Genomic DNA, 11,906 nt, shown 5'->3' on the forward strand with positions numbered 1-11,906 from the left:
AGCCAGAACGTTAATGAGGGGCAATTATCCGCCTGTCTGGATGCAAGCCTATACTGCGATCCAGACAATCTGCCCCTGATTCCGGACAGCATGAACAGTAAACACATCGACCTGCTGGATTTCAGCGAACTGCCGTCGGCGGTGTATTTCCGCTATGCCGACTTCAACGCCCACGAATACGCCGCACCTCACCGGCATCCGTGGGGCACGCTGGAGTACGCGGCCCATGGTGTGTTGCACATGGATGTCGACGGCAGCCGCTTCATGTCGCCGCCGCAATACGCAGTATGGGTGCCGCCCGGGACCGAACACAGTTTCTATAGCCATCAGCCGATCAACTATCGCGCGGTCTGCCTCGCGCCGACGCTGTGCCGCGATCTGCCGCAACAGGCCTGCACCCTGGCGATCAGCGACATCCTCAAGGCGATCCTGAAAGACTTCGCCGCCCGCGATGTGAAAATTCCCGAGCACGACGCGGACCAGCGTCTGGCTCAAGTGCTGGTAGACCAACTGCAACAGGCGCCCATGCATGAGTGCTATTTGCCCTACGCCAGCAGTCCCGGGTTACTTGGCATTCTGGAAGCCTTGCAGGCCGAACCTGGGGATAACCGGCCGTTGGCGTATTGGGCCGGGCAGGTTCACGTCAGCGAACGCACGTTGGCCCGGCAGTTTGTTCGCGAGTTGGGCATGAGTTTTGGTGAATGGCGGCAACGGTTGCGGTTTCTGGCGGCGATCGAAGCGCTGGACAGCCACCGCAGCATTCAGGAAATCGCCTTCGACATGGGTTACAGCACCGGCTCGGCGTTTATCGCGATGTTTCAGCGCCAGGCCGGGTGCACGCCGGAACAGTATCGGCGCAGCCATCTTGATAGCAGATGAAGGTGTAACAGGCTTTGTCTACACTCCAGAGCGAGGCCGTACCCATCGGTGCGGTAACAAGGAGAAAACTCCATGAAGATGTTGCATGCCCCGTTGTTTATGATCGGTCTGCTGCTCTGCTCCCAGGGTTTTGCTGCCACTGCCCAACAGAACAAAATGACTACCTGCAATGCCGAAGCTACCGCCAAGAGCCTCAAGGGCGATGAGCGCAAAGCCTTCATGAGTACCTGCCTCAAAGCCGCGCCGGCCGCCGATGCCGCCAAGCCCATGACACCTCAACAAGAAAAGATGAAAACCTGTAACGCCGATGCCACTACCAAGGGCCTCAAGGGCGATGCACGCAAAGCGTTCATGAGTGAGTGCCTGAAGAAAAAATAAGCAGTGTGGGGCGAGCCTGCTCCGGACGGCGATCCGACGATGCAGGCGACTCGGTATCACGCAGAACCGCGTTGATGCTATCGCGAGCAGGCTCGCTCCCAAGGTTCGTGTTTGCTCGCTTCGGCGCCGGAACGCTGGCAGACTGCCAATCCTTTCACGTCGTTCGTTTTGAGGCTGTATGTCAGCGTTTTCTCAGCGTCAGGTCTTGTTGCTCATCAGTTGGGTCATTATTTTTGGCGGTTTGCTGCTGGTGATCCCTCTGCGATTGCTGCCCAGCCTGCTGGCCGGGTTGTTGGTGTTCGAACTGGTCAACATGCTCACGCCGCAATTGCAACGGCTGATCGAGGGCCGCCGTGCGCGCTGGCTGGCGGTGGCGTTACTGGGGACTTTGGTGGTCAGTGTGCTGGCGCTGATCTTTGCCGGTGCGATCAGTTTCCTGCTGCACGAGGCGGAAAACCCCGGTGCTTCCCTCGACAAATTCATGGGCGTGGTCGACCGTGCACGCGGGCAGTTGCCGCCGTTCATCGATGCTTATTTACCGGCCAGTGCCGCCGAATTCCGGGTGGCCATCGGCGAGTGGATGAGCAAGCACTTGAGCGACTTGCAACTGGTGGGCAAGGACGCGGCGCACATGTTCGTGACGCTGCTGATCGGCATGGTACTGGGGGCGATCATCGCCTTGCAGCGCGTACCGGACCTGACCAAGCGCAAGCCCTTGGCCGCGGCGCTGTTCGACCGCTTGCACCTGTTGGTCCAGGCGTTTCGCAATATCGTCTTCGCGCAGATCAAGATTTCCCTGCTCAACACCTTCTTCACCGGAATTTTCCTCGCGGTGGTCCTGCCGATGTTTGGGATCAAGCTGCCGCTGACCAAAACCCTGATCGTGCTGACCTTCCTGCTCGGCTTGTTGCCGGTGATCGGCAACCTGATGTCGAACACCTTGATCACCATCGTCGGCCTGTCGCTGTCGATCTGGGTGGCGGTGGCGGCATTGGGGTATCTGATTTTTATCCACAAGCTCGAATACTTTCTCAACGCGCGCATTGTAGGCGGGCAGATCAGCGCCAAGTCGTGGGAGTTGCTGCTGGCGATGCTGGTGTTCGAAGCCGCGTTCGGCCTGCCGGGGGTGGTGGCGGGGCCGATTTATTACGCGTACCTGAAGAGTGAGTTGAAGCAGGTGGGGATGGTTTGATCCCGTGTTGATCTAATTGTGGCGAGGGAGCTTGCTCCCGTTGGGGCGCGAAGCGGCCCCCCTTATCTCCAAAAGAAGGGACTGCTGCGCAGTCCAACGGGAGCAAGCTCCCTCGCCACAGGGTTTCAGGTCAATCCATCGGGCCGTAACGCTTGGCCGCCTCGATCGCCAACCCGCTGCCGATGCTGCCGAAGATGTTGCCTTCCACATGCTGCGCGTTCGGCAACATCGCCGAGACGCTGTTGCGCAGCGCCGGAATCCCGCTCGAACCGCCGGTGAAGAACACCGTGTCGACTTGATCGACCCGCACATTGGCGTCGTTCAGCAATTGGGTCACGCTGTTGCGCACCCGCTCCAGCAAGTTGTCGATGGCGGATTCGAACAGCGCACGAGTCAGTTCCACACTCAAACCGGGCTCGATGCGGTCCAGCGGCACATGGCGGCTGTCGGCGTGGGTCAGCTGGATCTTGGTCTCTTCCACTTCCATCGCCAGCCAGTGCCCGGCGCGCTGGTCGATCAGCTTGAACAGGCGATCGATGCCGCCGGTGTCTTCAATGTCGTAACGCATGCTGCCCAGGGCCAGGGTCGATTTCTGCGAGTACACCGAGTTGATGGTGTGCCAGGTCGCCAGGTTCATGTGGTGGCTGGTGGGCATGTAGGCGCCGCTCTTCATACGGCTGCCGTAGCCGAATAGCGGCATCAGTCCTTGCAGGCTCAGCTGTTTGTCGAAATCGGTTCCGCCGATGTGCACGCCACCGGTGGCGAGAATGTCGTCGTGACGGTTGTCGTGCCCGCGTCGCTCAGGGGACAGGCGCACCAGCGAGAAGTCCGACGTACCACCGCCGATGTCGACAATCAGTACCAGCTCTTCCTTTTCGATGGTGGATTCATAGTCGAACGCCGCTGCAATCGGCTCGTACTGGAACGAGACGTCCTTGAAACCAATGGCGCGGGCTACGTCCACCAGGGTGTTCTCGGCTTCCTGGTCGGCCAGTTCATCGTCATCGACGAAAAACACCGGACGGCCCAGCACCACTTCCTCGAACTCCCGACCGGCAGCGGCTTCGGCGCGCTTTTTCAACTGGCCGATGAACAGCCCGAGCAGGTCCTTGAACGGCATCGCCGTGCCGAGGACGCTGGTGTCGTGCTTGATCAGCTTGGAGCCCAGCAGGCTCTTGAGCGAGCGCATCAACCGGCCTTCGTAACCTTCCAGGTACTCGTGCAGCGCCAGCCGGCCGTACACCGGGCGGCGTTCTTCCATATTGAAGAAGACCACCGAGGGCAGGGTTATCTTGTCGTCCTCCAGCGCGATCAGCGTTTCCATGCCGGGGCGCAGCCAGCCGACGGTGGAGTTGGACGTGCCGAAGTCGATACCGCAGGCACGGGCTGGAGATGCGTTTTTCATGTCTTTCAAGTTCCGGTTAAAAAACGGCCGCGCAGTGTATGTCAGTGCGGCGCAGATTCGAAGGCCGACTATCTGTTAAATCACATTGATCTACGCTTGAAAGATGCGCCATCACCCCCAAACTTCCCTGCATAGGTTTGGCAATCCTTGGGCGACAGCAAGAACTGCGCCTGGCTGCCGATAAACTACTGATGCGCTGCCCGGTCACAAAATTGAGATTGATCAATCAAGACGCTGTAAACCAGAGCATGCTGTACCGAGTGGCGCGATTTCGATAATGGATGGTGATTCCCTCGATGGACTTCAAAGACTATTACAAGATTCTCGGCGTGGAGCCGACTGCGGACGATAAGGCGATCAAGGCCGCCTATCGGAAGCTGGCGCGCAAATACCACCCCGATGTCAGCAAGGAAAAGGACGCCGAGGCCAAGTTCAAGGATGCGTCGGAAGCCTATGAAGCGCTGAAAAGCGCCGACAAGCGCGCCGAATACGACGACTTGCGCAAATACGGTCACCACGGCCAGCCGTTCCAGGGCCCGCCGGGTTGGCAGAGTCGTGGTGGTTTCGGAGGCGGTGGTCAGGACACGGGCGATTTCTCGGACTTCTTCAGTTCGATCTTCGGCAACCGTGGTTCGGGTTTCGGTGGTGGTGGACGGTCGGGCCATAGCGCCGGTCGTCGAGGGCAAGACGTGGAAATGGAATTACCGGTTTTTCTGGAAGAAACCCTCTCGACCGAATCGAAGAAGGTCAGCTTCCAGGTGCCGCAGTACAACGCTGCCGGCCAGCATGTCAGCAACACCAGCAAAAGTCTGAACGTGAAGATCCCCGCCGGCGTGACCGACGGCGAGCGCATCCGCCTCAAGGGCCAGGGTGCTCCGGGCATCGGTGGCGGGGCCAATGGCGACCTGTACCTGACCATTCGTTTTGCGCCGCACCCCAAATTCGATGTCGAAGGCGAGAACCTGATCATCACCTTGCCACTGGCACCGTGGGAACTGGCACTGGGGACCGAAGTCGCGGTGCCGACCCTGACCGGCAAGATCAACCTCAAGGTTCCGGCCGGCAGCCAGAATGGCCAGCGCATGCGCGCCAAGGGCCACGGCCTGATGCACAAGGCCGGGCACCGTGGTTACCTGTTCGTGCAGCTCAAGGCGGTGATGCCGAAAAAACTCGACCATGACGTCAAGGCGTTATGGGAGGAGTTGGCGAAAAAAGCCGCTTTCGATCCGCGAGAGAATTTTTGATTCCGAGATAAGGAGGAGCCCAATCATGAGCGACCCCGTGATCGTTCTATTGGACCTGGCAGAATTCTGTGAGGCGACCGAGTTGTCGGACGTGCATGTGATCGAGATCGTCGAACACGGCATCCTCGAACCACAGGGTACAGAGCCCAAGGATTGGCGTTTCACCGACTACGAACTGGTTTTGGCCAAGCGCGCCGCCAAGCTGCGGCGCGACCTGGAGCTGGAATGGGAAGGTGTCGCCCTGGCGCTGGACCTGCTTGACGAGGTCCAGCAACTGCGGGCCGAGAACCGCATGCTCAAGCAGCGGTTGGGGCGCTTGGTGATCGAATAGCTGTAAACACTAAACCTGTGGCGAGGGGGCTTGCCCCCGTTGGGTTGCGTAGCGACCCCAAATCCGGTCATCGCGGTTTTTCAGACTGACCGCATGCGTCGATTTTACGACTGCTGCGCAGCCAAACGGGGGCAAGCCCCCTCGCCACAGCGGTCCCAAGGCGTTACACCTTCCTGGGCAACACCACGCTAAACAGTGTGCCCTCAGCCTCGCTGGAACTGACCTCGATCGTCCCTTGATGGGCATCAACCACTTCCTTGACGATGAACAGCCCCAGGCCAAGGCTGGTGCTCGGCCCGCCGAGTTCTTCGTCGGCACTGCGTACCAGTGGATCGAAGATTGTGCCGATGACCTCGGGCGGAATCGGCGTGCCGTCGTTGTGCACGGTGAGCCGAACGCTGTCCGTTTCACCCCTGAGGCTCAGCTTGATCACGCTGTGGTTCGAACCGTGCTGCAAGGCATTGCCGATCAGGTTCTGCAGCATTTGAGCGAGCCTTCGGCCATCCCATACACCCCGGGTATCGCCTTCGACGCTCAGTGCCGGATCGCATTGCGGATGAGCAGCGCAAGCCTGGGCAATCGCTTCGCGCGCCGTCTCGGCCAGGTCCATGGGCGCCGGTTCGATCGGCAGGCGCTTGCCCAGACGACTGCGCACCAGTTCCAGCAAATCGCTGACCAGCACCGCCATGTTCCGCGCGCCATCCTTAATATTGTTGGCACAGGCCAAAGCATCGCCTTCAAGCGTTGCTTTACGCAGCAGTAACTCGGCGGACATGCTCACTGCCTGCAATGGCGCTCGCAGGTCATGCCCGAGTATCGCCAGAAACAGATCCCGCGAATGGTTGACCTGTTCGGCATAGGCGGCGGTGGATTCGGCGAGGGCTTCATCGATGGCTTCGTTGAAACGGATCATGTCCTGGAAATAGGTCAGGTCCGGTGACTCCAGGCTGTCGACCCACAACCGAATCACACAGGCCCGCAAATGGCGGAACTCGCTGGTCATTTGCACCAGGTCGAAGCCCACGGTATGCCGCAATTCGCCATGGCTGGCACCCGCTTCATCCAGGCTTGGGGTTTTCTCCGGGCCTTCGCCCTTGGCCTTGGCGAGCTGTTCGCTGGCGCTTTGCGCGGTGCTCATGTCCCGCGCTGCCGCCAGCAGAATCGCCTTGGCGTGATCGCGCAAGGCTGCTCGATCCATGTACTCGGCCGCCGGGGTGATCGTTCTGGCGAACTGTTCCCATTCATCGACGATACGGTCCACGTGTTGCCTGATGAATTCGGATAAGCGCATGGCCGTTACCTGCCTGGAGAGTCTGGGCATCTTAGCCTCTTTGTAGATCGGTAAAAACTACCGCTGACACGCCGGATCATGCTTGCAGGTCTTGCAGGTGGTACTTATTTGTTTTTTAGATTCTTAAGTTGGAAGGTGTTGTTTGTTTTATCGCTATTTTCCAACAGTTATTTAATCTTTTGTTTTTGCAGGTATTGAATAAGCTTGGCGTTCTTCTCAAACGCATAGGGATACATGCGCAATGAATGAATTGTCAGAAGGGGGCGTTTCCAATATCTCTCAAGAGATGACAGCTGGCGCCAATGTTTATTTGAATTATCTTGCAACCAAAGTTCCCGCATTCATAAAGAAACCATCTGTATCAAGTTTTGTATCAACGACTGATATGAAACCGGACGTTCCCGAGTGGTACATCAAGGCGAGCGCTATCAACCGTCAATATCTCAACGAACTCATCAGTGAGCGCTGGCGGTTGCAAGACAGCCTGGATGACACACTGGGCGATTTGCAAAAGGACATCAATAAGTTCGCCGAACCCTTGCTTGTTCAGGCCCTGAAAGAAAAGCTGAACCTGGATCTGGATGTTCATGCGACATCGGTACGGCTTTATATTCCGGCCCTCCTGGGTTTTGGCGTCGACACCAATGCCAGTCGGCTCAGGCAGTCAACTCTGCTGGAGGCTGCCCTCCATAACTTCGAGGACTCTGAAACCCGTGCTGGCGCCTTTCGTGATGGCTCCGGCATTTTCATTACCGACGCCGAAGGAGCCCTGAGGCGCCATTCATTGACCATCGAAAGTTTTGCGAGCCTTTGCAGGGATCTGGATCTCGGTGCGCAATATCAGCGGCACATCAAAGGGTTGCTGGCCCCTTCGGCGGTTGATGCCAAGGCCTCGCTTGAGCAGCACTTCATCGGGACCGAAAAGGCCGCGTTCAATGAGTCAGCGCTGATTGCCTATTTGAAGAGTGATATCACTTCTTATGCATATGGCAAGTTGCAGCAACTGCGAGACAACCAGACAAACGTCACGATGGGCAATCGCCCGTTACAGTCTCATCGGCTGACTCTTTTGGGCGTGAAGCTGTCGGGTATCGTGTTGTTCAGTGCAGTGGCTGATCCGACACGAGTAAAGCGAATCTACAACAGCCTGGTTCCGGCAGACCAACGAACAATGATGGAGTGGTCGCGCAAACTGGCCATTTTACCCGGGCAGGAGTTTGATCAATTCAAACTGCTCAAGGCCTTTTTTGCCAACGGGCCAAGTGGTGTGGTCGACGAGGTGCTGGGCAGGAACGATATTTTCACGCAGAGCCGGCTCGATGGCACCTTGATCGCCTACGTCCCTGACGACCCTGAACATCCCTTGAAGGAATATCCATCCTTCACCGACTTCATGAAGGCGCTGACGAGCCAGTTGCGCTCGTCGGACTATCAGCAGTTCTTCAGTCGGTTCGTACCGCAAAAAGACCAGGGCAGGTTTTTCGCTCGCGTCAGGGAGCGCTTCAGCACCTTCACCTGGCAGCAGCGGGAACCGTTGAACATGGGGCCATGGTGGCGGGAAACCGCAGTGGAAAACCCCGACGCAGAACCGATCACCCATGTGATCGAAGGCGCGCTCTGGCCTCAGTTCAGTCGATGGCGGCGGGACAAGGCCATCGCCGATGCGCGACATATCGCCGTGCCCACTGGCGATGAAGATGCCAATGCCCGCTGGGCGCGGCTGAGGAGTTACGCGAACATCGGCTGGAATGTGTTCAACTTCGGCGCAATGCTGGTGCCGGGCCTGGGAGAGGCCATGTTGGGCGTGATGGTCGGGCAAATGCTGCTCGAAACCATGGAGGGCATTGAGGACTGGAGCAAGGGAGACAAGGAAGAAGCGTCGGCGCTTCTGTGCGGTGTCCTGATCAATGCTGCCCAGTTGGCAATCATGGCGGCAGGGCATGTTTTACCCACGGGCGCAGCGCCAGCGGTCCGGCCTTCATCTTTTGTCGAACAGCTGAAGCCGGTGGTGCTCGCTGACGGCAAGACCCGTCTATGGAATCCGGACCTGAGTCCGTATGAACATCAAGTCAGTCTGAGTCCGGGTACGAAGCCAAACGAGCGAGGCCTGTATCTGCACAACGATCAGGAATTCCTGTCGATCGGCGGTAAATACTTTGCGGTGCAAGACGATCCACTCACGGGGCAACCGCGGATTCTCCATCCGGATCGAGCGATGGCCTACCAACCGAAGCTTGAACACAATGGCGCAGGCACCTGGCATACCGAGCTCGACCGCCCTGTCGAATGGACCTCGACCGAGCTCATGCGGCGGTTGGGGGCGAGGGTAGAAACGTTCGACGATGCAACGCTTGAGCAGATCCGGATCGCCAGTGGCGTCGAAGCAGATGTGCTGCGTCGGCTGCATGTCGAAAACGAAGCACCGCCGGCGTTGCTGGTCGACACGATCGAACGGTTCAAGACGTGGTCGGACACGGGGAAGCTGCCACAGAGCGGTCTGTCGCCATCAGACAATGCCAATGTGCGGGTGCTTCAGGATGCTTTTGCACAATTGCCCGACGGCGTGGCCGAGGAACTGCTGGCCGCCGCTGCTCCGGCGGATTTGCGAGCACTGGCCGAACAAAAGCGCATTGCCTTGCATCTGCGGCAACAGGTGCGGGCGGCCTTGCTGGAAGTACGTTTGGCGCGCGCCTATGAAGGGCTGTTCCTTGACTCGATGCACGCTCCGGATACGGAACGGCTGGCGCTGCACACCCTGGAAACCTTGCCGAACTGGCCGGGCGACGTGCGCATTGAAGTTCGCGAACATTCGTTCACCGGGCACCTGCGCGACAGCATTGGCCCGGAGAACGCACGTACGCGCAAAGTGCTGGTCAGCACGGACGAGGGCTATGAAGCGCGGGATGCCGAGGATAACCATCTGCGGGGTGCCGACGATCTTTTTTCATCCGTCTTGCACGCTCTGCCCGACGCCGAACGCAAAGCGCTGGGGTACGAGATCTATCAAGGCGCGAACCTCAAACGCAGTGTTCAAAATGCCCCGTTGGCGCGTGACAAGCTGCGTCCGATGCTGGCGGACAACCCTCTGCGCAAGCCCGCCTACGATCCCGAAACGATGAAGTTGCGCGGTGGCATGTTTGCCCCCCAGGGCATTCGACAACTGACCGGCCGAGTGACGCCGCAGGAGCGGGTCAGGAGTGTGCGCCCCGGCTGGACGGAAACCGAGGCCCAGGTTTACCTGGACGGCGGGGGCGACGACGTTACCCCGGAACAACGGGCAAGCGCACTGGAAGCGGAATTCGATCGCCTCAATGCCAATTTCCGGCACTGGCTCAATTTACCCACCGAAGCGTTCAGGTACAGCCCTGCCGGCATTGCCGAATGGCAGACCCGAAACTCGATCTACACAACCATTCGCCAGTGCTGGCAGCACACCGGGCCCAGGGATGTGGACCCTTTGGGAAATATGTACGGGACAGCGCTTGATTTCAGAAACGTTCCCCTGGGGCGACACTTGGGAAGCATGCCTCTGTTGGAAGCCGATTTTCAGCACGTCACCAGCCTGAACTTGCTGGGCACTGGAATGAACGATGCCCACGTCACGTTTCTGGTTCATTTTCCGAAACTCCGTTCGCTGAATCTCACCGGTAACCAGCTCACGCAATTTCCTCGTGCGGTGGGGCGAATGCGTGGGCTGACCGAACTGAACCTCGGTGATAACCGGATTGTGCTGGATGCCCAGGGAGCTACCTATTTGAGATGGCTCTCCCGGCTGAAAAGTCTGGACCTGCAAGGAAACCCGTTGGGGAGAGTGCCCGACATCGGTGGGATGCGCATGCTGCATACCCTGATGCTGGGTGACACCGGGATTGATACCTGGCCGGAGGGGCTGTTCGCTCAACCCAGGTTCCGGCATTTTTACCTGAGCCTGCAGCGCAACGAACTGACCGTTATCCCGCAGGTTACGCCCGGCTCAGCCTCCGCGGAGCTGTTGGCGCGCACGGTATTGAATCGCGATCCGCCGTGGTTGTCGGCCGAGAACCTGGAAACGCTCAGAGGTTATATCCGGTCCGTCGGCCTGGACCCCGATCGTCCGTATCCGCCTCGCGGCGTGCGCGACAGTCTTGATTGGGAGGAAGGCATGACGCGACCTGATTGGGTCGCTAAACAGGAGATATGGAACAGCGTGGAGGATGAGTTCGGTTCGGTACCTTTTTTCAATCAGATCAGGAAGCTCACCCAATCAACCGCCTTCAGAACTGACAAAGCCTTCAGGGTGGACATGACGCAAAAGCTCTGGCGAATGCTGGAGGCTATGTCCAAGGACAGCGAGCTGCGGCGCAATCTTTTCGTCATGGGCAGGGAGGAGGTCACTAACTGTGTTGACGCCGGGGCGCAGTTGTTCAATGCGATGGGCGTAGAAGTGCTGATCCATGAGGCTTACGCATTGGCCAACCCGGGCCTGGTGGAGGCCGAACTGGTGCAGCTGGCCAGAGGCAAGTCGCGGCTGGACGAGTTGAGCCGGATCGCCCACAAAGTGGTTGCCGAGCGCCTGGAAAATGGTGAGCAATTCAGGACTGTCGATGCTGAGGGCGCAGTGTCGGGAAGTATCGATGAAGTCGAGGTCCACCTGGCTTACATGACGGATCTGGCAGAGCGACTGGACCTGCCCTGGCAGTCCCGTGATTTGCAATTTCGCACGCACACCGGTGTGACTCCCGAGATGATCGAGAGTGCGTATCAGCGGGTCATGGAGCTGGAAACCGGCGATTTACTGCGTGATTCGATCATCGAACAACCGTTCTGGGAAACATACCTACGGGGCACAAATCGAAGCGCCTTCAAAGTTTTCAGGCGCCGAATCGATGCAACGACTGAGTTTTACATGGCGCTTGAAAAGAGGGCCTCCGAACCGAACCTTTCGTTGCAGGCAAAGGCCGATCTGAAGCAGGAGCTCCGGGTACTCGCCGCTGAACTGGGTAAGCTGGAAAGCGAAATTGCTCCGGGCCAGGTCATGACTGACCAAGCCTATGCCGCCGAGTTGAACCTGATCGATATCGAGATGAAAACGCTGCTTAAAACCCTGACCCAACAGGCGATGGATCGGGCGAAACTGCAAAGGGTGGACATCGCCTTTATGAACGCACCAGCAACGGATTGACCTGAGAAACAGCTAACCCGGTACG

Annotated in this window: 8 protein-coding genes; 6 read left to right on the forward strand and 2 right to left on the reverse strand. The window is 58.5% G+C overall.

All coding sequences use genetic code 11. The annotated features are described in order from the left end of the window. The first annotated feature begins 90 nt into the window (after positions 1-90). The 3 genes from AC07VO_RS05175 (at position 91) to AC07VO_RS05185 (ending at position 2,449) form a co-directional block, all read left to right on the forward strand. Entirely contained in the window at positions 91-879 is a 789-nt protein-coding gene (locus AC07VO_RS05175; protein ID WP_086944065.1) for an AraC family transcriptional regulator, read from the forward strand. Positions 880-951: 72 nt separating this feature from the next. Continuing rightward, the gene (locus AC07VO_RS05180; protein WP_495007486.1) at positions 952-1,257 is read left to right on the forward strand and encodes a PsiF family protein; all 306 of its coding nucleotides are present in this window, start codon (positions 952-954) and stop codon (positions 1,255-1,257) included. 178 nt (positions 1,258-1,435) lie between these two features. Then, the gene (locus tag AC07VO_RS05185) at positions 1,436-2,449 is read left to right on the forward strand and encodes an AI-2E family transporter (RefSeq protein WP_018928460.1); all 1,014 of its coding nucleotides are present in this window, start codon (positions 1,436-1,438) and stop codon (positions 2,447-2,449) included. A gap of 130 nt (positions 2,450-2,579) precedes the next feature. Here the strand turns inward: AC07VO_RS05185 and AC07VO_RS05190 are convergent, their stop codons facing one another. After that, positions 2,580-3,854: an Hsp70 family protein gene (locus AC07VO_RS05190; RefSeq protein WP_086944064.1), complete on the reverse strand. Its 1,275-nt coding sequence runs from the start codon at positions 3,852-3,854 to the stop codon at positions 2,580-2,582. 296 nt (positions 3,855-4,150) lie between these two features. Between AC07VO_RS05190 and AC07VO_RS05195 the strand changes: the two genes are divergently transcribed. Together AC07VO_RS05195 and AC07VO_RS05200 are read left to right on the forward strand one after the other, a co-directional pair. Continuing rightward, on the forward strand, positions 4,151-5,098 hold the full coding sequence (locus tag AC07VO_RS05195; RefSeq protein ID WP_018928458.1) for a DnaJ C-terminal domain-containing protein: 948 nt from the start codon (positions 4,151-4,153) through the stop codon (positions 5,096-5,098). A gap of 25 nt (positions 5,099-5,123) precedes the next feature. After that, positions 5,124-5,429: a chaperone modulator CbpM gene (locus AC07VO_RS05200; RefSeq protein ID WP_018928457.1), complete on the forward strand. Its 306-nt coding sequence runs from the start codon at positions 5,124-5,126 to the stop codon at positions 5,427-5,429. Positions 5,430-5,592: 163 nt separating this feature from the next. Here the strand turns inward: AC07VO_RS05200 and AC07VO_RS05205 are convergent, their stop codons facing one another. Then, positions 5,593-6,720, reverse strand: coding sequence for a sensor histidine kinase (locus tag AC07VO_RS05205; RefSeq protein ID WP_086944063.1), 1,128 nt, complete (start codon positions 6,718-6,720; stop codon positions 5,593-5,595). 241 nt (positions 6,721-6,961) lie between these two features. Here AC07VO_RS05205 and AC07VO_RS05210 point away from each other — a divergent pair, with 241 nt between their 5' ends. Then, entirely contained in the window at positions 6,962-11,881 is a 4,920-nt protein-coding gene (locus tag AC07VO_RS05210; RefSeq protein WP_225609211.1) for an NEL-type E3 ubiquitin ligase domain-containing protein, read from the forward strand. Positions 11,882-11,906: the final 25 nt, after the last annotated feature.

Source organism: Pseudomonas sp. GW821-FHT03E01 (assembly GCF_059420765.1).

Excerpts from the sequence above, each read along its gene's own strand:
- AC07VO_RS05175 (WP_086944065.1), top strand. The coding sequence starts at position 91 with ATGAACAGTAAACACATCGACCTGCTGGATTTCAGCGAACTGCCGTCG.
- AC07VO_RS05180 (WP_495007486.1), top strand. The coding sequence starts at position 952 with ATGAAGATGTTGCATGCCCCGTTGTTTATGATCGGTCTGCTGCTCTGC.
- AC07VO_RS05185 (WP_018928460.1), top strand. The coding sequence starts at position 1,436 with ATGTCAGCGTTTTCTCAGCGTCAGGTCTTGTTGCTCATCAGTTGGGTC.
- AC07VO_RS05190 (WP_086944064.1), bottom strand. The coding sequence starts at position 3,854 with ATGAAAAACGCATCTCCAGCCCGTGCCTGCGGTATCGACTTCGGCACG.
- AC07VO_RS05195 (WP_018928458.1), top strand. The coding sequence starts at position 4,151 with ATGGACTTCAAAGACTATTACAAGATTCTCGGCGTGGAGCCGACTGCG.
- AC07VO_RS05200 (WP_018928457.1), top strand. The coding sequence starts at position 5,124 with ATGAGCGACCCCGTGATCGTTCTATTGGACCTGGCAGAATTCTGTGAG.
- AC07VO_RS05205 (WP_086944063.1), bottom strand. The coding sequence starts at position 6,720 with ATGCGCTTATCCGAATTCATCAGGCAACACGTGGACCGTATCGTCGAT.
- AC07VO_RS05210 (WP_225609211.1), top strand. The coding sequence starts at position 6,962 with ATGAATGAATTGTCAGAAGGGGGCGTTTCCAATATCTCTCAAGAGATG.